Origin of the sequence: Coralloluteibacterium thermophilum (genome assembly GCF_042654365.1) — a bacterium.
GTDB classification, from domain to species: Bacteria; Pseudomonadota; Gammaproteobacteria; order Xanthomonadales; family Xanthomonadaceae; genus Coralloluteibacterium; species Coralloluteibacterium thermophilum.
The window spans coordinates 238,460-260,941 of sequence record NZ_JBHSGG010000002.1 but is presented as its reverse complement, the minus strand read 5'-3'; the positions used below and the strand labels follow the sequence as shown (position 1 = coordinate 260,941).

Annotated in this window: 20 protein-coding genes and 1 tRNA gene; 14 read left to right on the top strand and 7 right to left on the bottom strand. The window is 72.5% G+C overall.

Annotation, left to right across the window (positions count from 1 at the left end; all coding sequences use genetic code 11):
* Window positions 1-119 precede the first annotated feature (119 nt).
* Window positions 120-2,453 (top strand): TonB-dependent receptor, encoded by a 2,334-nt coding sequence (locus tag ACFO3Q_RS01645; protein WP_377002995.1) that lies wholly within the window; start codon window positions 120-122, stop codon window positions 2,451-2,453.
* Between the two features lie 85 nt (window positions 2,454-2,538).
* On the opposite strand, the gene ACFO3Q_RS01640 is transcribed toward ACFO3Q_RS01645, so the two are convergent.
* From ACFO3Q_RS01640 to ACFO3Q_RS01625, 4 genes are all read right to left on the bottom strand, one after another.
* Window positions 2,539-3,111, bottom strand: a complete 573-nt coding sequence (locus tag ACFO3Q_RS01640) for a cytochrome b (protein ID WP_377002839.1) — start codon at window positions 3,109-3,111, stop codon at window positions 2,539-2,541.
* A 10-nt stretch (window positions 3,112-3,121) separates the two neighbouring features.
* The gene (locus ACFO3Q_RS01635) at window positions 3,122-5,281 is read right to left on the bottom strand and encodes a TonB-dependent receptor family protein (RefSeq protein ID WP_377002838.1); all 2,160 of its coding nucleotides are present in this window, start codon (window positions 5,279-5,281) and stop codon (window positions 3,122-3,124) included.
* A 98-nt stretch (window positions 5,282-5,379) separates the two neighbouring features.
* Window positions 5,380-7,338, bottom strand: a complete 1,959-nt coding sequence (locus ACFO3Q_RS01630) for a sigma-54-dependent Fis family transcriptional regulator (RefSeq protein ID WP_377002837.1) — start codon at window positions 7,336-7,338, stop codon at window positions 5,380-5,382.
* A gap of 114 nt (window positions 7,339-7,452) precedes the next feature.
* Window positions 7,453-8,448: an alpha/beta fold hydrolase gene (locus tag ACFO3Q_RS01625; RefSeq protein WP_377002836.1), complete on the bottom strand. Its 996-nt coding sequence runs from the start codon at window positions 8,446-8,448 to the stop codon at window positions 7,453-7,455.
* A gap of 155 nt (window positions 8,449-8,603) precedes the next feature.
* On the opposite strand from ACFO3Q_RS01625, the gene ACFO3Q_RS01620 reads away from it, so the two are divergent.
* From ACFO3Q_RS01620 to ACFO3Q_RS01605, 4 genes are read left to right on the top strand one after another with little or no spacing between them, the layout of a single operon-like run.
* Window positions 8,604-9,182 carry an anthranilate synthase component II gene (locus ACFO3Q_RS01620; protein ID WP_377002835.1) on the top strand — a complete coding sequence of 193 codons (579 nt, stop codon included), beginning with the start codon at window positions 8,604-8,606 and terminating at the stop codon, window positions 9,180-9,182.
* Between the two features lie 2 nt (window positions 9,183-9,184).
* On the top strand, window positions 9,185-10,234 hold the full coding sequence (trpD, locus tag ACFO3Q_RS01615) for an anthranilate phosphoribosyltransferase (protein WP_377002834.1): 1,050 nt from the start codon (window positions 9,185-9,187) through the stop codon (window positions 10,232-10,234).
* 39 nt (window positions 10,235-10,273) lie between these two features.
* Window positions 10,274-11,065 carry an indole-3-glycerol phosphate synthase TrpC gene (gene trpC, locus ACFO3Q_RS01610; protein WP_377002833.1) on the top strand — a complete coding sequence of 264 codons (792 nt, stop codon included), beginning with the start codon at window positions 10,274-10,276 and terminating at the stop codon, window positions 11,063-11,065.
* Window positions 11,062-11,793 carry a haloacid dehalogenase-like hydrolase gene (locus ACFO3Q_RS01605; protein ID WP_377002832.1) on the top strand — a complete coding sequence of 244 codons (732 nt, stop codon included), beginning with the start codon at window positions 11,062-11,064 and terminating at the stop codon, window positions 11,791-11,793. The genes trpC and ACFO3Q_RS01605 overlap by 4 nt, the downstream gene beginning before the upstream one ends.
* Before the next feature lie 4 nt (window positions 11,794-11,797).
* Here the strand turns inward: ACFO3Q_RS01605 and ACFO3Q_RS01600 are convergent, their stop codons facing one another.
* Complete coding sequence (locus tag ACFO3Q_RS01600; protein ID WP_377002831.1) at window positions 11,798-12,544, bottom strand: sulfite exporter TauE/SafE family protein; 747 nt, start codon at window positions 12,542-12,544, stop codon at window positions 11,798-11,800.
* 36 nt (window positions 12,545-12,580) lie between these two features.
* A complete protein-coding gene (gene crp, locus ACFO3Q_RS01595) occupies window positions 12,581-13,264 on the bottom strand; it encodes a cAMP-activated global transcriptional regulator CRP (RefSeq protein WP_377002830.1) in 684 nt (227 codons plus the stop codon).
* Between the two features lie 173 nt (window positions 13,265-13,437).
* On the opposite strand from crp, the gene speD reads away from it, so the two are divergent.
* Together speD and sugE are read left to right on the top strand one after the other, a co-directional pair.
* A complete protein-coding gene (speD, locus tag ACFO3Q_RS01590) occupies window positions 13,438-14,232 on the top strand; it encodes an adenosylmethionine decarboxylase (RefSeq protein WP_377002829.1) in 795 nt (264 codons plus the stop codon).
* Window positions 14,233-14,355: 123 nt separating this feature from the next.
* Entirely contained in the window at window positions 14,356-14,673 is a 318-nt protein-coding gene (gene sugE, locus ACFO3Q_RS01585) for a quaternary ammonium compound efflux SMR transporter SugE (protein ID WP_377002994.1), read from the top strand.
* Window positions 14,674-14,707: 34 nt separating this feature from the next.
* Here sugE and coq7 read toward each other — a convergent pair whose 3' ends face one another.
* Window positions 14,708-15,352 carry a 2-polyprenyl-3-methyl-6-methoxy-1,4-benzoquinone monooxygenase gene (gene coq7 / locus ACFO3Q_RS01580; protein ID WP_377002828.1) on the bottom strand — a complete coding sequence of 215 codons (645 nt, stop codon included), beginning with the start codon at window positions 15,350-15,352 and terminating at the stop codon, window positions 14,708-14,710.
* A 263-nt stretch (window positions 15,353-15,615) separates the two neighbouring features.
* On the opposite strand from coq7, the gene ACFO3Q_RS01575 reads away from it, so the two are divergent.
* The 7 genes from ACFO3Q_RS01575 to maiA all read left to right on the top strand — a co-directional run bounded on the left by ACFO3Q_RS01575 (window position 15,616) and on the right by maiA (window position 22,453).
* Window positions 15,616-16,548: a CPBP family glutamic-type intramembrane protease gene (locus ACFO3Q_RS01575; protein WP_377002827.1), complete on the top strand. Its 933-nt coding sequence runs from the start codon at window positions 15,616-15,618 to the stop codon at window positions 16,546-16,548.
* Between the two features lie 188 nt (window positions 16,549-16,736).
* On the top strand, window positions 16,737-17,165 hold the full coding sequence (rplM, locus tag ACFO3Q_RS01570; RefSeq protein ID WP_377002826.1) for a 50S ribosomal protein L13: 429 nt from the start codon (window positions 16,737-16,739) through the stop codon (window positions 17,163-17,165).
* Window positions 17,166-17,177: 12 nt separating this feature from the next.
* Entirely contained in the window at window positions 17,178-17,573 is a 396-nt protein-coding gene (gene rpsI / locus ACFO3Q_RS01565; RefSeq protein ID WP_377002825.1) for a 30S ribosomal protein S9, read from the top strand.
* Between the two features lie 54 nt (window positions 17,574-17,627).
* A tRNA-Gln gene (locus ACFO3Q_RS01560) sits at window positions 17,628-17,701 on the top strand.
* 151 nt (window positions 17,702-17,852) lie between these two features.
* A complete protein-coding gene (locus ACFO3Q_RS01555) occupies window positions 17,853-20,612 on the top strand; it encodes a serine/threonine-protein kinase (RefSeq protein WP_377002824.1) in 2,760 nt (919 codons plus the stop codon).
* Window positions 20,613-20,724: 112 nt separating this feature from the next.
* Window positions 20,725-21,705, top strand: coding sequence for a fumarylacetoacetate hydrolase family protein (locus tag ACFO3Q_RS01550; protein ID WP_377002823.1), 981 nt, complete (start codon window positions 20,725-20,727; stop codon window positions 21,703-21,705).
* Window positions 21,706-21,781: 76 nt separating this feature from the next.
* Window positions 21,782-22,453, top strand: coding sequence for a maleylacetoacetate isomerase (gene maiA / locus ACFO3Q_RS01545; protein ID WP_377002821.1), 672 nt, complete (start codon window positions 21,782-21,784; stop codon window positions 22,451-22,453).
* Window positions 22,454-22,482: the final 29 nt, after the last annotated feature.

Genomic DNA, 22,482 nt, shown 5'->3' with positions numbered 1-22,482 from the left:
CTGCTGCTGCTCCTACGCTGAGGCCACCTTCAACGGACTCCAGCGGTATGTCCCGGAACGCCTGCCTGCCGTCGCCTGCCCCCCGTCCCGTCGCCATTGCCGTGCGCACCTGCCTGGTCATGCTCGCCACGGCCCCGCCCGCGGCCGCACAGTCGGTGACCGGCGCCCTCGACCGCGAGGTCACCCGGCTCGACCGCGTCGAGGTGACCGCCACGCCGCTGCGCGGCGCTCCTGTCGATGCCGACCATCTTCCCTACAACGTGCAGTCGGCGACCGCCGAAGAGATCGACGCCGCGCACGCGGAGAACCTCCCCGGCTTCATGACCCGGCGCCTGCCGGGGGTGAACGCCAACGAGGTCCAGGGCAGTCCCTTCCAGACCGACATCACCTTCCGCGGCTTCCGCGCCTCCGCACTGCCGGGCGCGGCCCAGGGCCTCTCGGTCTACCTCGACGGCGTGCGCATCAACGAACCCTTCGCCGACATCATCAGCTGGGACATGGTGCCGGAAGCCGCCATCCGCACGCTGACCCTGATGCCCGGCTCCAACCCGCTGTTCGGCGCCAACACCCTCGGCGGCGCGCTGGCCTTCACCACCAAGTCCGGCCTCACCGATCCCGGGCTGGCGGGCGACGTGCAGCTGGGCAGCGACGCCCGGCGCCGGCTCGACGCGGCCTGGGGCTGGGCCGGCGGCGACGGCATGCACGCCTTCGTCGCCACCACGCAGTTCGACGAGGACGGCTGGCGCGACGCCTCCGAGGGCCGGCTCGGCAACGTGTTCGCCAGACTCGGCCGCGAGGGCGAGGCGACCGACTGGGACGTGTCGCTGCTGCACGGGCGCAGCCGGCTGATCGGCAACGGCCTGCTGCCGAGCTGGCGCTACACCGACGACGGCGTGGAACCGGGGCTCTACGAGATGGACCGCCGCGCGGTCTACACCTCGCCGGACCTGACCCGCAACCGCAATACGCTGGCCACCGCGCAGCTCGAACACCGCTTCGGCGGCGGCAGCGTATTCAATGTTCTGGCCTACGTGCGGCGCGGCACGCGCGACACGGTCAATGGCGACGCCAGCGAGGACTACGAGGAGTACGTCGAGGCCTGCGAGGACGGCTTCGATGCCGACGGCCTGCCGCTCGAGGACGAGTGCGGCCATACCGCCGGGGAGGCGGCACTGATTCCGCCGGCGGTGTTCAACACCACGCGGATGGAGCAGCGCGGCCACGGGCTCGCCGCCAACCTCGGCCAGGCGTTCGCCACGCACCGGCTGACCTGGGGCGCGAGCTGGGACCGCAGCCGGGTCGACTACGCCCAGTTCGAGCAGGACGGCGACTTCACGCCCGAGCGTTCCGTGGTCGCGCTGCCGGGCAGCGAGCGCGCATTCTTCTCCGGCGTCGACGGCGCCACCGAGGCCTTCGGCCTGTTCGTCACCGACCTGTGGGAACTGGCGCCGGATACATGGCTCAATGCATCGCTGCGCTGGAACCGGGTGGAGGTCGAGAACACGCTGTCCACCGCCGACGACGGCGAGAAGCCGCGCGAGGCCTTCACCTACACCAAGCTCAACCCGGCCTTCGGCCTCACCCGCCGCATCGGTGCGGACGTGACCGTGTTCGCGAGCGCTTCGCAGAACACGCGCGCGCCCACCGCCATCGAGCTGGGCTGCGCCGACCCGGAGGAACCGTGCCGGCTGCCGACCGGCCTGCAGGCCGATCCCTTCCTCGAGCAGATCGTCTCGCGCACCTATGAACTCGGCGCGCGCTGGACGTCGGGCCGGGCACGGGCCGTGTCGCTTTCGCTCTATCGCGCCGACAACCGCAACGACATCCTGTTCCTGCGCGCACCGAACTCGCAGCTGGGCTACTTCGACAACGCCGACCGGACCCGCCACCAGGGCGCCGACCTGCAGTTCGTGCAGGACTTCGGCACGGCCGCGGTGTGGGCCGGCTACAGCTACCTGGACGCGACCTACCAGGCCACGGGCGAGCTGCTCTCCGGCGAGCGGGTGATCGAGCTGGAGCCGGGCATGCGCATCGCCGGCCTGCCGCGGCACACCCTCAAGCTCGGCATCGACTGGCGCCCGACGCCGTCGCTGCTGCTCGGTGCGGACTGGCAGGCGCTATCCGGCCGGGTCGCCAGCGGCAACGAGGACGGCCTGGTCGACAACGTCGACGACGATGACGCCGACGAGGTCCGCCACGACCTCGCCACCGCCGGCTACGGCCTGCTCAACCTGCGTGCGGAATGGGCGCTCGGCCCGCGCCTCGCGCTGTACGCGCGGGTCAACAACATCCTGGACAAGCGCCACGAGACCTGGGCGGCGGTGGCCGAGGACCTGTTTCCCGGCGGCGAACTGATCCGGCCGCACGTCGAGCCGGTCGAGGAAGGCCCCTCGCGCTTCGTCGCGCCCGGCGCGCCGCGCACCTGGCAGGTCGGGATGCGGTTCCGCTTCTAGCTCGAAGCGCGGGAGAAGCCAGGGACGCGAGGCGGGGACGGGAACGAGGACGGGCGCCGGCGCCTTGCCCGTTCCCCGCTTCGCGTCAGCCGATCCCGGAATCCCCGCCCGCTCCCCGCACCCGGCTCCGCCGCGGAAGGATGCGCGACATCACCCCGTCGCGGCGCAGCGCATGCGCGAGCGCCGCGACGATGTGCAGGCCGATGAGCGCGGCGAACAGGTTCGCGCTGTAGACGTGGATGCGGTTGAACACGGCATACAGCGTCGGATTCTCGGGCAGCCACGAGGGCAGGTGCAGGCCGAAGAAACGGATGCCCCACTTGGCGAAGTTCGACTCGATGTAGCCGCTGAGCGGCACCAGCACCAGCAGCACGTAGAAGATCCTGTGCGACCACTCCGCCGCACGCACCTCCCAGGCCGGTACCGTGCCCGGAAGCGGGCCGGGACGATCGCGCAGGCGCGCACTGATCAGCAGGGCGACCAGCACCAGCACGATCAGCCCGATCGACTTGTGGAAGTTGTAGAAACGGGCCACCGGGGGCGTGCCCTTCTCCAGGTCCACCATGTACCAGCCGGTGCCGATGAGCACGCCGATCGCGATCGCGATCAGCCAGTGCAGGATCACCACCGTGGTGCCGTAGCCGCCGCGTGCGTCCACGGTGCGGACCTCAGCGTGCCCGCCAGCGCAGGTCGGCGCCGACCAGGAAGGTCCGGCCGGGTCCGGGCTCGAAGTAGCGGCCGTTGCCGTCGTTGACGATCACCGAGCCGGCATGGTGGCGGTCGAAGAGGTTGTCGACCCGCGCGAACGTGCCGATCCGCCAGCGCGGCAGGTCCAGCGTGTAGCCCGCCGAGAGGGCGAACACGGCGTAGGCGTCGGCGCGGTCGCGGCCGAGGTCGTCGGTCGGCACCTCGCCGATGTAGCGGCCCTCCAGCCCCGCCTGCCAGCCGGTCTCGGCCGGCTGCCAGCGCAGGCCCATGAACAGCGCCTCGCGCGCCACGCCCGGGATGCGCTGCCCCGCCGCCACCGGCGTGTCGGGCGTGGTGCAGGGCGAGCCGGTGCAGGTCAGGAAGGGCGACTCGAAGGTCGCGTCCACCCAGGTGAAGGCGGTGCGGAACTGCCAGGCCGGGGCGACGTCCACCCGCAGCGCGGCCTCGGCGCCCTGGCGGCGGGAGCGGTCGATGTTCTGGTAGGTGGTGCGGCCGCCGCTGTTGGTGGCGACGGCGAGTTCGTCGCGGCTGTCGGCGCGGAACACCGCGAACTCCATGCCCAGCGCCGCGTCCGGCCGCAGCTTGACGCCCAGCTCGGCATTGCGCGTGCGCGCCGGCGCCAGACCCAGGTTGAGCCCGCTGCCGCCGTCGTTGCGGTAGCCGAGCTCGGCGAAGGTCGGGGTCTCGAAGCCGCGCCCGTAGGCGGCGTAGGCGTGCACGGTGGGCGAGGCCCGCCACAGCACGCCGGCGACCGGCGTGGTCTGCCCGTAGTCGGCGGTTCCGCTGTCGTCGGGATTGGTGGCGGTGATGTAGCGGTCGCGCGAGTCGAAGTCGATCCGGCTGCGGCGCGCGCCGGCCGAGAGCGTCCAGTCCGGATGCGGTGTCCAGCTCGCCTGGGCGTAGAGGTCGCGGCTCTCGACGCGGTCGATCTGGTCGCGGCGCAGGCGGCCGACGACGCCGAGCGCGTCGCCGACGAAGTTCTCGTAGCCGGTGCGGTGCTGGCGCTGGCGGTCCACGGCGACGCCCGCCGCGACCTCGAGCGGCGCGCCGGCCAGCTGGCCGTTCCACAGCCAGCGCACGTCGCCGCCGCCGTACTCGTTGGCGAGGTCGATCACCCCGCCCTGGCTCAGCGGGCTGGCCTGCGCCCCCGGCGGGATCGCCAGCACCTGGAAGACGTCGCGCTGGCCGTAGTAGCCCATGGCGCGCAGGCTGTGCGCGGCGGCGAGCGGCTGTTCCCAGATCAGCCCGCCCTGCTGCTGCGAGACCGACTTGCGCGTGTTGTAGGTGGTGGCCACCTCGGCCACGCTGCGCGGGTCCTGCTCGAACTGGGCGCGGCCGAGCCCCAGCGGGTCGAGCGCGTTGGGGATGTTGACCGTGTTCAGCACCAGGCTCAGGTTGCCGCCCCCCGGCAGCTGCCAGCGCAGCCTGCCGTTGCCGGAGGTCCGCTGCGCGGCGCTGTGCGCCCGGTGGCCGTCGGTCTCGAAGTGGGTGACGCCGAGGTTGTAGTCGAGGTCGCCGGCCACGCCGCGTGCGTTGAGGTTGGCGCGCAGGGTGCCGTCGCTGCCGCCGGCGATGCCGGCGCGCAGTTCGGGCGTCGCGGTGCCGTCCGCGGTGAAGATCTGCACCACGCCGCCGGACGAATTGCCGTAGAGGGCCGAGAAGGGGCCGCGCAGCACCTCGATGCGGTCCGCGGTCTCCAGGTTGAAGTGCGAGACCTGGCCGGCGCCGTCGGGCATCGAGGCCGGGATGCCGTCGGTGTAGAGGCGCACGCCGCGGATGCCGAAGGTGGAGCGCGCGCCGAAGCCGCGGATCGAGATCTGCTCGTCCTGGGCGTAGTTCTGGCGGTTGCGCGCCAGCACGCCCGGCACCGCGTTCAGGGTCTCGGAGACGTTGACGTTGAGGCGGTCGAGCCGGCGTGCCGGCTCGGCGTCGATGGAGGCCGGCACCTCGAAGGTGTCGCGCTCGGTGTAGGTCGCGCTGACCACCACGCTCGGCAGGCGCAGCGGCGGCGCGGACTGCGCCTGCGCCGCGGCGGGCAGGGCGGCCGCACAGGCGAGGGCGAGCAGGGCGCGCGCGGGGCGCAGGGAGGGGGAAGGCGGGAAGGGCCGGTTGGGCAGCATCGGGGATCCTTGGTTCTGCGGGGGCCGGGGCGTCCCGGGTGGCGTCGGCACGCCCGCCCGCGGCGTCGGCCGTGCGGGGCCGGGCCGGACGACGCGCCTCACTCCGGCAGCGCGATCTCGTGCTTGCGGAGCTTGCGGTAGAGGGTATTGCGACTGACGCCCAGGGCCTCGGCAGTATGGCTGATGTTCCAGCGCATCCGCTCCAGCGCATCCAGCAGCGCCTCGCGCTCCGCGGTGCGCAGCGCGCTGCTGGCGGGCAGCGCCTCGGCCTCGCCGCGGGCGCCGGCGCCGCCGGCCGCCTCGACGATCTCCTGCGGCAGGTTGGAGGGCGTGATCAGCCCGTCGCTGCACAGCGCGGCGGCCATCCGCAGCGCGTTGCGCAGCTGGCGCACGTTGCCCGGCCAGGGGTAGGCCAGCAGCAGGCGCAGCGCGTCCGGGCTGAGCACGGCCGGCTCGTCGTCGGGGCACTCCTCGCGCAGCAGGGCCTGGATCATCTCGCGCTTGTCGGCGCGGTCGCGCAGGGCCGGCAGGCGCAGGGTGATGCCGTTGAGGCGGTAGTACAGGTCCTCGCGGAAGGTGCCGGCCTCGACCATCTGCAGCAGGTCCTGGTGGGTGGCGCTGACGAGGTGCAGGTCCACCGGGATGGCCCGGTCGCCGCCGAGCGGGACGACCTCGTGTTCCTCCAGCACGCGCAGCAGGCGCGACTGCAGCGCGAGCGGCATGTCGCCGATCTCGTCGAGGAACAGGGTGCCGCCGCTGGACTGCTGGATGCGGCCCGGCCGGCCCTCGCGCGCGGCGTCGGTGAAGGCGCCGCGGGTGTAGCCGAACAGCTCGCTCTCGATCAGCGACTCGGGAATGGCCGCGCAGTTGACCGCGATGAAGGGCTGGTCGGCCCAGGGGCTGCCCCGGTGCAGGGCCTTGGCGAAGGCCTCCTTGCCGGTTCCGGTGGCGCCCTGCAGCAGGATCGGGATGCGCCGCGCGAAGACCTGCCGGCCGCGCGCCATGGCGCTGCGCATCGCCGGGTCGGCGTTGACGTGCACGGGTTCGCGCGCGCCCGGGGCGACCGCCGGCGCCGCGCTCGGCGGGTGCGCGGCGTGGCTGCGGCGCACCGCGTCCTGGCGCAGCGGGGGCCGCACCTTGACGAAGAAGCGGCGCCCGTGTGCCAGGTCGCGCACCGGCCAGAGCGTGCTGGGCGCGACGATGGCCCGCCGCGCCACCGCGTCGAGGTGGAACGGGAAGACCGTCTCGATCGGCCTCCCGATCAGGCAGGCGCGCGAGTTCATGCCGAGCTGGACCAGGGCGCTGTCGTTGACCGCGCGCACGACGCCCTGGCCGTCCACCGCCAGCAGCGCCTCGTGCAGCAGGCCGACGAACTCGGGCCGGCTGTGGAAGCGCAGGATCCAGCTGTCCGGCTGCGCGCGCATGAAGTTGCAGCGCGCGATGAGGTTGGCCGACATCTTGACCAGGGCCATCGTGTGGCGCTGGTGCACCACGCAGCCGGTGGAGTTGGCGGAGGAGGCGTCGAGCACGGCCATCACGCCGCCGTCGACGTCGAGGATGGGCGCGCCCGCGCAGGTCAGGCGCACGTTGTGCTCGAGGAAGTGCTCGCCGCGGTGGATCACCACCGGGCCGCCTTCGGCGACGCAGGTGCCGAGGCCGTTGGTGCCCTCGTGGCGCTCGTCCCACAGCGCGCCGTCCCACAGCCCGGCGCGGTGGAAGTCGCGCTTGAGCGCGGGATCGGTCAGGGTGGAGAGGATGGTGGCCTCGGCGTCGCTCAGGATGACGGCGTAGCCGGAACCGGAGATCTGCTCGTAGAGGTTCTCCATCTCCGCCCGGGCGAGGTCGAGCAGCTCGCCGAAGCGCTCCTGGCGCAGGCGCACTTCGGGCGCCTCGAGGACGGCGGTCTCGTGCTTCACGTCCGGCTCGATGCCGTACTCGTCGAAGCAGCGCGTCCACGACTTGGCGATGTGCGCCGGCAGCCGGCTGGTGCCGGTGCGGTTGCGGATCAGTCCCAGCATCCGCTTGGACGCTGCGGAGGACACGTGCAGTGGACTCATGGCGGTTCGCCCTCGCCTGTGCGCCGCTGGCCATCCGGGCCATGGGCCGTCGTGAGGACACTGCGCCCACCTACCGCCGGGCGCAAACTGCAGCGCAGCAAACCGCGACGTGGGTCAATCCCGCGCGGGTGCGTCGACGGCCTCCAGCAGCGCCGGACGGAAGCGCCCGAAGTCCTCGATCTGCGGCAGGTGGCCGAGGTCGTCGAACAGCACCAGGCGCGCGTCGGGAATGGCCTCGGCGGCGGCGCGCGCCAGCGCGGGATAGTCGCCCAGGGTGCGGGCCACGGCGCGCGGCGCGGCGTCGCGGCCGATCGCGGTGCGGTCGCGCCCGCCGACGATGAGCGTGGTGGGCACCCGGAGCTGCGGGAACTCGTGCACGACCGGCTGGGTGAACACCATGTCGCTGGTCAGGGCCATGCTCCAGGCGAAGTCGCGCCCGCGCGGGCCCTGGTACTGGCGCGCCAGCGTCTCCGCCCAGCGCGCATAGGCGGGCGTCCACTGCCCGTCGTAGTAGGACGTGCGCTGGTAGCGCTCGATGGTGGCCGCGTCCATCGCCAGCTCGCGCGCGAACTGGGCGTCGATGTCGGCGTAGGGCACGCCCTTGGCCTTCCAGTCCTCGAGCCCGATGGGGTTGACCAGCACCAGCCGCTCGACGGCGTCCGGGTACATCAGCGCGTAGCGCGCGCCCAGCATGCCGCCCATCGAGTGGCCGACCAGCACCGCGCGCTCGACGCCCAGGCTCTCCAGCAGGTCGTGGGTGTTCTCGGCGAGCTGGTGGAAGCTGTACTGGTAGCGCTGCGGCAGGTCGGAGCCGCAGAAGCCCACCTGCTCGGGCACCACCACCCGGAAGCCCGCCTCCCGCAGCGCCGCGACGGTGTCCTCCCAGTAGTCCGAGCAGAAGTTCTTGCCGTGCAGCAGGACCGCGGTCCGCCCGTTGGCCCGCGCCGGGCGCACGTCCTGGTAGCGCATGGTCAGGGTCTGCTGCTGGGACTCGAAGCGGAAGCTGCGCGTGGCGGGCAGGCCGGCGGCGTCCTCCGCGGCCGCGGGCGCGACGGGCAGGGCGGCGAAGGAGAAGGCGAGGGCGGCGGCGGAAGAGAGAAGGAAATGCATGGCGCGCGTGCGGCTGGCGGCGGCGGAGGGCCGGACACTCTAGCCGGCTGCGCGTCGAGACAGAGTGCCCGCCAGCGGCCGGATGCTGCGGTGCGCTATCCTCGCGCTCCTTCGCGCGGGCATCACGCCCGCCTCCGCCGCAGGACCCGCAGCGCATGCTGCTGATGATCGACAACTACGACAGCTTCACCTGGAACCTCGTCCAGTACCTGCAGATGCTGGGGGCCGAGGTCAGGGTGGAGCGCAACGATGCGCTGGACGTGGCCGCGATCGAGGCGCTGGCCCCGGAGCGCATCGTGATCTCCCCGGGGCCCTGCACGCCCAACGAGGCCGGGGTGTCGCTGGCCGTCATCGAGGCGCTGGGCCCGCGCATCCCGATCCTGGGCGTCTGCCTGGGCCACCAGGCCATCGGCCAGGCCTGCGGCGGCCGGGTGGTGCGCGCCGGCACCATCATGCACGGCAAGACCTCGCCGATCCGCCACCGCGGCGCGGGGGTGTTCGCGGGCCTGCCGGACGGCTTCGACGCGACCCGCTACCACTCGCTGGTGGTCGAGCGCGAGAGCCTGCCCGCCTGCCTGGAGGTCACCGCCTGGACCGAGGACGCGGAGGGCGGCGTCGAGGCCATCATGGGACTGCGCCACCGCGCGTGGCCGCTGGAGGGCGTCCAGTTCCACCCCGAGTCCATCCTCACCCAGCACGGGCACGCCATGCTCCGCAACTTCCTGTCCCGCTGACCATGCCGATCACCCCGCAGGCCGCGCTCCAGCGCACCATCGAACACCGCGAGATCTTCCACGACGAGATGGTGGACCTGTTCCGCCAGATCATGCGCGGCGAGGTCTCGCCGACCATGCAGGCGGCCATCCTGGCCGGGCTGCGGGTCAAGAAGGAGACGGTCGGCGAGATCGCCGGCGCCGCGCAGGTCATGCGCGAGCTGGCGGCGAAGGTGGACGTGGCCGACCGCACGCACCTGGTCGACATCGTCGGCACCGGCGGCGACGGCGCGAACACCTTCAACATCTCGACCGCCAGCCTGTTCGTGGCCGCCGCCTGCGGCGCGCGCGTGGCCAAGCACGGCAACCGCTCGGTCTCGTCGAGCTCGGGCAGCGCCGACGTGCTGGAGGCGCTGGGCGCGGTCATCGAGCTGGCGCCGGAGCAGGTGGCGCAGTCGCTGGCCGAGTGCGGCATCGGCTTCATGTACGCGCCCCTGCACCATCCCGCGATGAAGAACGTGGCCGCGGTGCGCCGCGAGATGGGCGTGCGCACCCTGTTCAACATCCTCGGCCCCCTCACCAACCCCGCAGGCGCGCCGAACGTGCTGATGGGCGTGTTCCACCCCGACCTCGTGGGCATCCAGGTGCGCGTGCTGCAGCGTCTCGGCACCGAGCGCGCCCTGGTGGTCTGGGGCCAGGACGGCATGGACGAGATCTCGCTCGGCGCGGCCACCCTGGTCGGCGAGCTGCGCGACGGCGTGGTCCGTGAGTACGAGATCCACCCCGAGGACTTCGGCATCGCCATGGCGGCGAGCCGCAACCTGCGGGTGGACGACGCCGCCAGTTCGCGCGCGATGCTGACGGAGGCGCTCGACGGCCGCGACGGCCTGCCGCGCGAGATCGTCGCGCTGAACGCCGGCGCCGCGCTCTACGTCTCCGGCGTCGCCGCGAGCATCGCCGAGGGCATCGAGCTGGCGCGCGCGGCGATGGCCGACGGCCGCGCCCGCGCCAAGCTGGACGAGTTCGTCGGCGTCACCCGCAGCCTCGCCGGCCAGCCCGTCGGCGGCGGCTGACGTCGCCTTCGCCCCGATCCCGCCATCGTCGCCTCCCGCATGACCGACATCCTCCAGACCATCCTCGTGCGCAAGCAGGCCGAGGTCGAGAAGCGCAGCCAGATCCTGCCGCAGCGCGAACTGGCCGAGCGGGTCGCGCGCCTGCCGCCCACCCGCGGCTTCGCGGCGGCGATCGAGGCGCGGGTGCGCGCCGGGCAGGCGGCGGTGATCGCCGAGGTCAAGAAGGCCAGTCCCTCCAAGGGCGTCATCCGGCCGGACTTCCGGCCCGCCGAGATCGCGCGCAGCTATGCCGCCGGCGGCGCGGCCTGCCTGTCGGTCCTGACCGACGTGGACTTCTTCCAGGGCTCCAACGCCTACCTGCGCGAGGCGCGGGACGCCTGCGACCTGCCCGTGCTGCGCAAGGACTTCATCGTCGACGCCTGGCAGGTCTACGAGGCGCGCATGCTCGGCGCCGACTGCGTCCTGCTGATCGCCGCGGCGCTGTCCGAGGACCAGCTCGCGTCCTTCGCGCACCTGGCGATGGAGCTGGGCATGGACGTGCTGGTCGAGGTGCACGACATCGACGAGCTCGAGGTGGCCATCCAGACCGCGGTGCCGCTGATCGGCATCAACAACCGCAGCCTGCGCAGCTTCGAGGTCTCGCTCGACACCACCCTGCGCCTGCGCGAGGCGGTGCCGCCCGACCGCGTGCTGGTGACCGAGAGCGGCATCCACACGCCGGCCGACGTCGCGCGCATGCGCGGGGCGGGCGTGCACGCCTTCCTGGTGGGCGAGGCCTTCATGCGCGCTCCGGACCCCGGCGCCGAGCTCGCGCGCCTGTTCGCGACATGAGCGTCGACCTGCGCACGCCGGCCTATCCGCTTCCCCCGGCCGACGCGCCGCTGGTCGTCTTCGACTTCGACCACACCCTCTACGACGGCGATTCCGGCACCCACCTGGTGCGCTGGCTGCTGAAGCGCCACGCCTGGCGCCATGCCGCGGCGCTGCTGATCTCGCCGTTCGTGGCGCCGCTGTTCGCGTTCGTGCACCTGCGCCGGATCCCGATCTCGGCCTACCTCTGGCTGGCGACCATCGGCCTGCACCGGCGCCGCGACCTCGACGAGCTCATCGACCGCTACGTGCTCGCCCATCGCGAGCACCTGGCCCGGCGGCTGCTTCCCGTGGCCGTCGAGACCCTGAAGGCCCACCGCGAGGCCGGCGACCGGGTGGTGGTCGCCACCGGCGCGCCGCCGGAGCTGGCGCGCGCCATCCTCGATTTCGTCGCGCACGCCGACGTCCCCGTGCTGGGCACCGAGACCGGCCCGCGGCTGGGCGCGGTCATGGCGCGGCGGCACTGCCACGCCGGCAACAAGCTGACCATGCTCGACGAGGCCGGCTTCGGCGGCCCCATCGCCCGGGCCTATTCGGACAGCACGGCCGACCTGCCGCTGTTGCGCGCGGCGGCGCACCCGGTGGTGGTCAACCCGAAGCCGGGCGCGGTGGCGACCTTCCGGCGCGCGCTCGGGGACGGGGTGGACATCCGCGACTGGGGCGCCTGCGGGCGCTGGTCGCCGCGCTGACCGCTCAGAGGACGCTGCGCGCGATCTGGTAGACGCTGATCGCGAGGACCAGCACGCCCACCGCGACCAGCACCGCCCGTTCCGGCAGCCGCTTGACCAGGACGGCCGCGAGCGGCGCGGCGATCACGCCGCCGAGCAGAAGGCCCAGCACGATCTCCAGGTGCTGCAGGCCGATGGTGAGCAGGAAGGTGATCGAGATCGCCAGGGTCACCACGAACTCGGCGGCGTTGACCGAGCCGACCGTGGTGCGCGCGGTGCCGCCCTGGGCGAGCAGGGTCGAGGTCGCGACCGGGCCCCAGCCGCCGCCCCCGCTGGCGTCCAGCAGGCCGGCGAAGAAGCCGAGCACGGGCACGCGCCGGACCCGCTCGCGGGGCACGCGGCGCCCTGCCGCGCGAATGAGGATCAGCACCGCCAGCACCAGCAGGTAGGCATAGATGAAGGGGCGGATCGCCTCGGCCGGCAGCTGCGTGAGGGCATAGGCGCCGATCACGCCGCCGACCACGCCGGGCACCGCCAGCCGCACGAGCAGGCGGCGGTCGACGTTGCCGAGCAGGGCGTGGGCGCCTCCGGAGACGCCCGTGGTGCCCACCTCGGCGGTGTGCACGGCCGCGCTCACGGTCGCCGGCGGGTAGCCCATGGCCAGCAGGATCGAGGAGGAGAGCAGGCCGTAGGCCATGCCCAGCGCCCCGTCGACCAGTTGCGCGGCCAGTCCGATCGCCACGAAGAGGAGGAAGTCGGGGCCGAGGTCCATGGCATTCCCGGAGAGAGGCGGCCGTCCGGCCGACGCTCAGCGCGTGCCGTACACCACCACGGTCTTGCCGTGCGCGTGCAGGAAGCCGTTGAGCTCGAGCTGCTTGAGCACCCGCCCGGCCATCTCGCGCGAGCAGCCGACGATGCGCGCCAGCTCCTGGCGCGAGACCCGGATCTGGGTTCCCTGCGGGTGGCTCATGGCGTCCGGCTCCTGGCAGAGGTCGAGCAGGGTGCGCATGATGCGGCCGCTGACGTCCAGGAAGGCGAGCCGGCTGGCCTTGCGGCTGGTGTCCAGCAGGCGCTTGGAGATCTGCGAGCCGATCGCGTAGAGCAACCGCGGCGCGTCGGCGACGAGCGGGCCCGCCATCAGCCGCAGCAGCCGGTCGCAGTCGATCTCGGCCAGCTCGCAGGGCGAGCGCGTGCGCAGCAGCACCTCGCGCTGCTCGGCGTCCACGAACAGCCCCATCTCGCCGATGAAGTCGCCGGTGTTGAGATAGGTCAGCACCAGTTCGCGCCCGTCCGGTTCCTCCGAGATGATGCTGAGGCTGCCGGAGATCACGTAGTACAGGGTGCCGGCGGGATCGCCCGGCCGGAACACCTCCGTCCGGTTCGGGTAGCGCCGCCGATGGCACTGGGCGAGGAAACGCTCGATCGTCGCGGCGTCCGCGGTGAGCGCGGCCTGCGGTCCGAAGCGCGCCTGGGCGGGGAGCGCGAGTTGCATCGTGTCGGGAGGCGTTGTGAAGGGCGCGCCAGAGTATGCCGGGTGGGCGGCGTGGGCAATCCGCGCTGAACGTGCGGTACCGCATGCTTCACGCCATGGTCGCGCGCCGCCGGGTTTTTCCCCGATAATGCGCGATCCGTCCTCTCCGTCCACTCCAAAGGGGTGAACCCGCCGTGGTCAAGCCGCTCCCACGCCTGCGCCTGCAGGGCTTCAACAACCTCACCAAGGCGCTGAGCTTCAACATCTACGACGTCTGCTATGCGGTGTCGGAGGAGCAGCGCGACCGCTACATCGACTACATCGACGAGGCCTACGACGCCGACCGGCTGACCCAGATCCTCACCGACGTGGCCGACATCATCGGCGCCAACATCCTCAACATCGCGCGCCAGGACTACGACCCCCAGGGCGCGTCGGTGACCATCCTCATCTCCGAGGAGCCGGTGATCGACAAGAAGGCCGCCGGCAAGGAGCTGATCTCCGACGCCGTGGTGGCGCACATGGACAAGTCGCACATCACCGTCCACACCTACCCGGAGACGCACCCGCACAACGGCATCGCGACCTTCCGGGCGGACATCGACGTGGCGACCTGCGGCGTGATCTCGCCGCTGAAGGCGCTGAACTACCTGATCGAGAGCTTCGAGTCCGACATCGTCACGATGGACTACCGCGTGCGCGGCTTCACCCGCGACGTGAAGGGCAAGAAGCACTACATCGACCACAAGATCAACTCGATCCAGGACTACCTCTCGAAGTCGATCCGCGCGCGCTACGAGTGCATCGACGTCAACGTCTACGGCGAGAACATCTTCCACACCAAGATGCACGTGAAGGACTTCGACCTCGACAACTACCTGTTCGAGGAGAAGGCGCGGAACCTCTCGTTCAAGGAGCGCTCGCGCATCGAGATGCAGCTGCGCCGCGAGATCGAGGAGCTGTTCCACCAGCGCAACCTCGTCGACTGACGAATCCACGGCGGGACGGCCCGCCCGCGGCCCGAGGCCGCGCACGTATGCCGACGGCGGCCCGGTGCAGCGATGCACCGGGCCGTCGTCGTTTTCACCAAGCCGAAGAAGGAGGCGGATGCGATGGCGTGGGTCTACCTGGTGATCGCCGGGCTGTTCGAGATGGTGTGGGCCGTGGGCCTGAAGTACACCCAGGGCTTCACCCGGCTGTGGCCGAGCGTGACGACGCTGGGCGCGATGGCGGTGAGCTTCTGGTGCCTGTCGCAGGCGCTGCGCAGCATCCCGATCGGGACCGGCTACGCCATCTGGACCGGGATCGGCGCGGTGGGCGTGGCCGCGTTCGGCATCGTGCTCCTCGGCGAGAGCGCCTCGCCGGCGCGGCTGGCCTGCATCGGGCTGATCGTGGCCGGCATCGTCGGCCTCAAGCTGGTCTCGTCCTAGCTAGCGCGCCCCGGCCGGCGCCCGAGGGCGCCGGTCAGATGCGGTAGGCGACGGCCTTCATCAGGCCGCTGGTCAGGCGCATCGCCGCCGGGATCGGGAACGGCAGGCGCCGCGCCCCGGCGGCCTCGGCGTCGTCGGCGTGGCGCGCCTCGTCGTCCTTCATCACCCGAAGCACCGCACGCGAGCGCGCATCCCCCGGCGGCAGGGTCTCCAGGTGCTCGTCGAGATGGGCCTCGACCTGGCGCTCGGTCTCGACCACGAAGCCGAGGTTGTAGCCGTCGCCGCGGATCCCCGCCAGCGCGCCGATCGCGAAGCTCCCGGCGTACCACAGCGGGTTGAGCAGGCTGGGACGGTCGTCGAGCTCCTCCAGGCGCTGCGTGCACCAGGCGAGATGGTCGGTCTCCTCCTGCGCGGCATGGCGCAGGTGCGCGACGGTCGCGGGATCGCGGGCCACCGCGGCCTGCCCGAGGTAGAGGGCCTGCGCGCACACCTCGCCGGTGTGGTTGATCCGCATGAGTCCCGCGGCGTGCCGCCGCTGCGCCTCGTCCAGCGTCGCCTCGGGATGCCCCGTCCCGGGGTACTCGCGTTCGGCGTGCGGGCGCCCGAAGACCGCGCCGAGCGCGTCCTCGCAGGCGATCAGCAGGCGGTCGGGAAGGGTGTAGCGGCGAAGGGCGGGCATGGCGTTCTCCGGCGATGGCGCGGGCCGGCGCATCTTCCGGGCACATGTCCGCGCTCGGCGGCGCGTGGTCCGGTGCGATCGGCGCGTGCGCGATGGTGATGCGGGGCAGGCTCCCGGGCAAGCCGGATGTTCGCCCTTCCGGCGCAGCGGCACCAGCGCGGGAGAGGGCGGCGGGCCTCCGCCTGCCGCGCATGTGCGGAGCGAGGGCGTGCCTCGTCGTCGGCCGGTCTTGCCGGGCGGCGCGCGACTGCGACAATCCGGGCATGTCGCTTCCGACACCTTCCCCGGCCGACCTGTCGCGGCAGGCGCCCCTGCCCGCGCCGGTCCTGCGTGCGGTCGCCGCCGCTGCGATCATGGCGCTCGGGCTGGGCATCGGCATGCTCGCGACGCACGGGCTGGCCGGTGCCGCGGACGGGTTCGCCACGCGCCTGGTCCCGGCGGCCCTGGTCACGCTGGTCGTCGTGCCCGCCATCCTGCTCCTGCGGCGGCGCTGGGACCGGCGGCGGTTCGAGGCGCTTGGCCTGGGCGCGCCCATGGATGGTGCGAAGTCGCTCGCCCTGGGCATCGGCATCGTCGGCGGGTGCGGGGCCGCGGGCCTGGCGGTGGCGTCGTTCGCCGGCGGCATCGCCTGGGGCCGGGTGGACGTGCCGGCCCTGCTCGCGTTCCTGGCCGTCAACGCGGTCATCGCCCTGTTGCTGGAGGCGCTTCCCGAGGAGCTGTCGATCCGCGGCTACGCGCTGGCCGCGTTGCGGAGCCGGTACGGCCGCGCCGCATCGGCCTGGATCGCCACGGCGCTGTTCATGGCGGTGCCGGCCGTCCTTCTGCTCGCGCAGGGGCTGCTGACGCGCTGGCTGGGTGGTGGCGCCGCCATCCCGCTGGCGCCCGGCGACGACGGCGCGCTGCTCTACTACGGCACCCTGGCCGCGTTCAGCGCGATGCTGATCTTCGCCCGGGAGGCAACGCTCGGGGCGAGCATCTGGACCTGCGTCGGCGCGCACCTGGCTTTCCTGACCGTCAATCGGATCCTGCTCGGCGTCCCGGGGACAGGAGTCGAGCTCGAGACCTCGGCGGGGGTGCGGGGCTTCGTGTTCGCCGCCTATGTCACCGCCGCCATCGTCGCGTTCGCACTGCTGCGCGACCGTGCCGATGCGCGGCGGAGGGTGGCCGGCGCGGTCGCCGGAAGCGGGCGGAGCTGAAGCCTGCCCCGGCACCGCCCGGACAGGCCCCGCCGGAGCGGCCACGAGAGCCGGAGGCCGCTTGCGGCGCTCCGGGAAGGCTTGTATGATTCCGCTTCTTTGTTTCGCACCTCCAACGCGTGGCAAAATTCCGTCCAGCCCCGGCTGCGGAATCAGCCCGACCAGGCACCGAGAGCCCGAGTTCCGTCATGACCACCTTCACCGCAAAGTCCGAGACCGTCCAGCGCGACTGGTATCTCGTCGATGCCTCCGGCAAGACCCTCGGCCGTCTGGCCTCGGAGATCGCGCGCCGTCTGCGCGGCAAGCACAAGCCGGTCTACACCCCGCACGTGGACACGGGCGACTACATCGTCGTGATCAACGCGAGCAAGATCCACGTGACCGGCAACAAGCTCCAGGACAAGAAGTACCACCGCTTCACCGGCTACATCGGCAACCTGAAGACCGAGACGCTGGGCCAGGCCCTGGAGAAGCATCCCGAGCGCGTCATCGAGATCGCGGTCAAGGGCATGCTGCCGAAGAACCCGCTGGGTCGTGCGATGTACCGCAAGCTCAAGGTCTACGGCGGTTCCGAGCATCCGCACGCCGCACAGCAGCCGCAGGCGCTGGAAATCTAAGGTCCTACGACAATGGCAACCCAACAGTTCTACGGCACCGGCCGCCGCAAGTCCTCCACCGCCCGCGTGTTCATCCGCACCGGCGGCGAGGGCAAGATCACCGTCAACCAGCGTCCGCTCGACCAGTTCTTCGGTCGCGAGACGGCACGCATGATCGTCCGTCAGCCGCTCGAGCTCATCGAGATGGCCGACAAGTTCGACATCAACGTGACCGTCGCCGGCGGCGGCAGCACCGGCCAGGCCGGCGCCATCCGCCTGGGTATCTCCCGCGCGCTGGTGGAGTACAATGAGTCGCTGAAGTCGGACCTGCGACGCGCCGGTTTCATGACCCGCGATGCCCGCGAGGTCGAGCGCAAGAAGGTCGGCCTGCACAAGGCCCGTCGCGCGACGCAGTTCTCGAAGCGCTAACGCGCTGCAGTGCCACGGAGGTCAGAGGCCGTGGCATCAAGGTGGTTCTTCAGTAGGGGAATCGTCTAATGGTAGGACAGCGGACTCTGACTCCGTCAATCTAGGTTCGAATCCTAGTTCCCCTGCCAATCCGGAAAGCCCCCGAGCGATCGGGGGCTTTTTCTTTTCCGGGTGCCGGCGACCCGCGGACGGGTTAGAGTCGGCGCCTCGCGGCCTTTGGGGAAAGGCGATGGACAGGGGAACCGGACAGGCGGCGCGTGGTGCGGCCGGAGGTGGGCCGTGAACGAAACCCGGCCCACCGGCGGCGCCGTGCGCGCGCTCTTCGAAGCCGTGTGCGATCTGCCGCCTGCGACGTGGCGGGCGCGCCTGGAGGCGCTCACCGGCGATGCGCACACGATCGAGGAGGTCATGGCGCTGCTGGCGGCGCAGACCGTCGACCTGCAGCGCGCGGCGGGGCCGCTCGCCGAACTGATGGCGCGCCTGCCGGGCGGCGAGCTCGAGGTCGGCGACGTGCTCGGCGCATGGCGCTTGGTCGAATGCATCGGCGAGGGCGGCATGGGCAGCGTGTTCGTCGCCGAGCGCGCGGACGGGCTGTTCCGCCAGCGGGTGGCGATCAAGCTGCTGCGCGGGCTGGCCGGGCCCGCGGCGGTGGAGCGGCTCGCGGTCGAGCGCCAGATCCTCGCGGAGCTCCAGCATCCCAGCATCGCGCGCCTGCACGACGGCGGCACGACCCCCGCGGGCAATCCCTACCTGGTGATGGAATACGTGCCGGGGCTGCCGGTCGATGCCTGGTGCCGCACGCGCGGGTGCAGCCTGCCCCAGCGCCTCGCGCTGTTCGTGCGGATCTGCCGCGCCGTGCAGGCGGCCCACCAGCAACTGGTCGTCCATTGCGACATCAAGCCGAGCAACGTGCTGGTGCGCGAGGACGGCGAGCCGGTGCTGCTGGACTTCGGCATCGCGCGCCTGCAGGGCGGCGGCGACGGCGGGGGCTACGGCACGCCCGGTTATGCGAGTCCCGAGCAGCTCGACGGGCGCGCGCCCGGCGTCGCCAGCGACGTCTTCGGGCTCGGCGTGCTGCTGGTCGAACTGCTCGCCGGCACGCGCGCGCGGAGCGAGGGACGGCGCGTGTCGCCTCCCAGCGAGCTGGTGCCGCCCGGACGCCTGCGTCGCGCCCTGCGGGGCGATCTCGACGCGATCTGCGCCCGCGCCTGCGCCACCGAGCCCGCTGCCCGCTACCCGAGCGTGGACGCCCTCGCCGACGATGTGGTCCGCGCGGGGGCGCACTACCCGGTGCGTGCGCGTCCGCGCGGATCGGGATATCGCCTGCGCTGCTTCCTGCGGCGGCGCTGGCGCGGGGCCGCCGTGGCCGCGGCCATGATGCTCATGGCCGTCGGCTTCGTGTGGCAGCTGGCGGCTGAGCGCGAACGCGCGGCGCTGGAAGCGCACACGGCGCGCGAGGTCGCCGACTTCCTGGTCGGCGCCTTCGAGGCCGCGGACGTCCGCCGGCGCGGCGCCCGCGCGACGGACGATGTCAGCGCACGAGAGGTGCTGGATGCCGCAGCCCTGCGCATCGAGCGGGAGCTGGTCGAGCAGCCCGAGCTGCGGGCCCGCCTGATGCAGACCCTCGGCCATGCCTACAGCAACATCGGCGAGCGCGACCCCGCCATCCGCCTGCTGCGCGAAGCCGGCGCGCTCTATCTCGGGGGCGATGTCGGCCGGCCCCTGGCCGCCGCGGAGGCCTACAGCGAACTCGCCGTCGCCCTCGCCAATGCGGGGCAGGGCACCGCCGCAGTGGATGCGGGCGAGCGCGCGCTCGCGCTGCGGGAACGCAGCGCGGACCCGCTGCTGCGGGCGGATGCGAAGAACTCCCTGGGCCTGGCCTATGCCGCCGCCGGCCGGCTCGCGGACGCCGTCGCGGCGAGCGAGGAGGCCTACGCGCTCCGCCGCACGCACCTGGGGCCGCGTCACGACAGCACCGCCACGTCCCTGCACAACCTCGCCCAGGTCGCCAGGCGCCGCGGCGATCTCGCCCGCGCGGAGAGTGCCTACCGCGAAGCGCTGGGCATCCGCCGCGACAACCACGGCAACCGCACCACCGAGTACGCCAATACGCTCAACGGCCTCGCTGGGACCCTGGTGTCACAGGGGAGGCATGCGGACGCGGTCGGGATGATGCGCGAGGCCCTGGCGCTCGCGCGCTCGATCTACGGCGAGGACAGCCCGCGGGTCGGGCATCTTCGAGGTGAGCTCGCCGGCGCCCTGCAGGGTGCCGGCGACTTCGATGCGGCGGAAGCCGAATACCGCAGCGCACAGCGCATCGAGGCGGCGGCGGGCGGCGAGACCAGCCTCGACCAGGCGCGCTTCACCAACAACCTCGCCAGCCTGCTCGAGGTCCGGGGGCGCCTTCTCGAAGCCGAGGACGGCTACCGGCGCTCGCTCGAGATCCGCCGCATGCACCTCGGCGAACGGGAGCCGCCGGTCGTGCGCGCGCGCAGCAACCTCGCGCGGCTGCTCATGCGCACCGGCCGCATCGACGAGGCGCGGCCCATGCTGGCGTCGGCGCTGGCCGACTGGATCGCGGTGCAGGGCGAGGACTCGGTCGATACCGTCATCACCCGTATCGGGTTCGCGGAGCTGGAGCTGCTCTCGGGCCGCCTCGACGCGGCGCGCGCGGAGCTGGCGCGGGTGGGCGGGAGCGCGCTGCTGGCGCAGAGCGCGCCGCTGCGCCTTCGCCGGGACGCCATCGCCGCGCGCATCGCCGATGCCGGGCCGGATCCGGAGGCGGCGGGCAGGGCATGGGCCGAGGTGGTGGCTGCGGCGGAGGAGCAGGGCGGCGTGGACCACGTGCAGACGGCCACCTTCCGGCTCGCCCGTGCGCATGCGCTGCAGCGCCTCGGATCGCACGCGGCGGCGCGCGAGGAGCTCGATGCCGCCGAGCCGGTCCTGCGCCGGGTGCTCGCGCCGGATGCGGACGCGCTCCGGCGGCTGGACGGGCTGCGGGCGGGCCTTCCGCCCGCCGTCGCCGCCGCACGCGGCTGAGCGCGCGGCCGCTTCCGGCCATCCTCGCGCCGCGTCCCCACCTGCACCGGGCGCTCTGGCTACAATGGCCGGCCCGGTGCGGTCCATGGCCGGTTCCGAATCTGGAGCACGAATGAAACTGGGATCCCTCAAGGAGGGTGGCCGCGACGGCACCCTGGTGGTCGTGAGCCGCGACCTGGGTCGCGCGGTCCGCGCGACCGGCATCGCCGACACGCTGCAGCGCGCGCTGGAGAACTGGTCGAACGTCGCCCCGCGCCTCAACGCGCTGTACGAGAACCTCAACAACGGTGGGCTCGAGGACGCCTTCGCCCTGGAGCCGGAGGCGCTGGCGGCGCCGTTGCCGCGCGCCTACGAGTTCCTCGACGGCAGCGCCTACCTGCCCCACGTCGAGCGCGTGCGCCGGGCGCGCGGCGCCGAGGTGCCGGAGAGCTTCTACACCGATCCGCTGATGTACCAGGCCACCAGCGCCGGCTTCCTGGCTCCGCGCGATCCCGTCCTGGTGACCGACGAGGCCTACGGCATCGACCTCGAGGCCGAGGTGGTGGTCATCACCGACGACGTGCCGATGGCGGTCGCGCCGGAGCGTGCCGCGGGGCACATCCAGCTGGTCGGCCTGGTCAACGACGTGTCCCTGCGCAACCTGATCCCCGCGGAGCTGGCCAAGGGCTTCGGCTTCCTGCAGTCCAAGCCGCGCTCCGCGCTCTCGCCGGTGTTCGTGACGCCGGACGAGCTCGGCGACGCCTGGCGCGGCAGCAAGCTGCACCTGCCGCTGGTCACCCACGTCAACGGCGAGTGGTTCGGCGCCCCGGAGACCGGCGTCGACATGCAGTTCGACTTCGCCCAGCTCGTGGCCCATGCGGCCCGGACGCGCCCGCTGTCGGCCGGCACCCTGGTCGGCTCGGGCACCGTCGCGAACCAGGACACGTCGCTCGGCGCGTCCTGCTTCGCCGAGAAGCGGACCGTCGAGACGCTCGAGCACGGCGCGCCGCGCACGCCCTTCCTGCGCTTCGGCGACCGCGTGCGCATCGAGATGCTGGACGCCGAGGGCAACTCGATCTTCGGCGCGATCGAGCAGGTGGTGGCGCGCGCCTGAGCGGCCGCGCCATCGCGATCCAGACCGCCGCGGGCCCCAGGCCCTCCGGCGACCGCAGACGCCGGGACGGCAGGCCGTGAACGACAGCGAGACGCTCAAACTCCATTCCTACTGGCGCTCCAGCGCGGCCTACCGCGTGCGCATCGCCCTCAACCTCAAGGGGCTGGCGTACGAGACCGTGCCCGTGCACCTGGTGCAGGACGGCGGGCGGCAGCACACGCCGGAATACCGCGCGCTCAACCCGCAGGGGCTGGTGCCGACGCTCGTGCACGGGGCCCGGGTGTACCGGCAGTCGCTGGCGATCATCGAGTACCTCGACGAGACCTGGCCGACGCCGCCGCTCCTGCCGGCCCGTGCCCGCGATCGCGCGCGCGTGCGGGCGCTCGCCCAGACGGTCGCCTGCGACATCCATCCGCTCAACAACCTGCGCGTGCTGCAGTTCCTGGAGCGCGAGTGGTCGGTGCCGCAGGCCGAGCGCGAGCTGTGGATCCGTCACTGGGTGAGCGAGGGCCTCGCTGCGATCGAGACCCTGCTGCAGGACCATCCCTCGACCGGGAGCTTCTGCGACGGCGAGGCCCCCGGGCTTGCCGACTGCTGCCTGGTGCCCCAGGTGTTCAACGCCCAGCGCTTCGGCGTCGACCTCGCGCCGTATCCGACCGTCGCCCGCGTCAACGCGGCCTGCCTCGCGCTGCCCGAGTTCGACGCGGCACGGCCCGAGAACCAGCCGGACGCACCCGCGTCGCAGTGACCCGCGCGCCGCCGCCCGGCGGGCGACGG

Excerpts from the sequence above, each read along its gene's own strand:
- rplM (WP_377002826.1), top strand. The coding sequence starts at position 16,737 with ATGACCACCTTCACCGCAAAGTCCGAGACCGTCCAGCGCGACTGGTAT.
- rpsI (WP_377002825.1), top strand. The coding sequence starts at position 17,178 with ATGGCAACCCAACAGTTCTACGGCACCGGCCGCCGCAAGTCCTCCACC.
- trpD (WP_377002834.1), top strand. The coding sequence starts at position 9,185 with ATGCCGATCACCCCGCAGGCCGCGCTCCAGCGCACCATCGAACACCGC.
- ACFO3Q_RS01630 (WP_377002837.1), bottom strand. The coding sequence starts at position 7,338 with ATGAGTCCACTGCACGTGTCCTCCGCAGCGTCCAAGCGGATGCTGGGA.
- coq7 (WP_377002828.1), bottom strand. The coding sequence starts at position 15,352 with ATGCCCGCCCTTCGCCGCTACACCCTTCCCGACCGCCTGCTGATCGCC.
- ACFO3Q_RS01575 (WP_377002827.1), top strand. The coding sequence starts at position 15,616 with ATGTCGCTTCCGACACCTTCCCCGGCCGACCTGTCGCGGCAGGCGCCC.
- trpC (WP_377002833.1), top strand. The coding sequence starts at position 10,274 with ATGACCGACATCCTCCAGACCATCCTCGTGCGCAAGCAGGCCGAGGTC.
- sugE (WP_377002994.1), top strand. The coding sequence starts at position 14,356 with ATGGCGTGGGTCTACCTGGTGATCGCCGGGCTGTTCGAGATGGTGTGG.
- ACFO3Q_RS01600 (WP_377002831.1), bottom strand. The coding sequence starts at position 12,544 with ATGGACCTCGGCCCCGACTTCCTCCTCTTCGTGGCGATCGGACTGGCC.
- ACFO3Q_RS01625 (WP_377002836.1), bottom strand. The coding sequence starts at position 8,448 with ATGCATTTCCTTCTCTCTTCCGCCGCCGCCCTCGCCTTCTCCTTCGCC.
- ACFO3Q_RS01620 (WP_377002835.1), top strand. The coding sequence starts at position 8,604 with ATGCTGCTGATGATCGACAACTACGACAGCTTCACCTGGAACCTCGTC.
- ACFO3Q_RS01550 (WP_377002823.1), top strand. The coding sequence starts at position 20,725 with ATGAAACTGGGATCCCTCAAGGAGGGTGGCCGCGACGGCACCCTGGTG.
- ACFO3Q_RS01645 (WP_377002995.1), top strand. The coding sequence starts at position 120 with ATGCTCGCCACGGCCCCGCCCGCGGCCGCACAGTCGGTGACCGGCGCC.
- ACFO3Q_RS01605 (WP_377002832.1), top strand. The coding sequence starts at position 11,062 with ATGAGCGTCGACCTGCGCACGCCGGCCTATCCGCTTCCCCCGGCCGAC.
- crp (WP_377002830.1), bottom strand. The coding sequence starts at position 13,264 with ATGCAACTCGCGCTCCCCGCCCAGGCGCGCTTCGGACCGCAGGCCGCG.
- ACFO3Q_RS01635 (WP_377002838.1), bottom strand. The coding sequence starts at position 5,281 with ATGCTGCCCAACCGGCCCTTCCCGCCTTCCCCCTCCCTGCGCCCCGCG.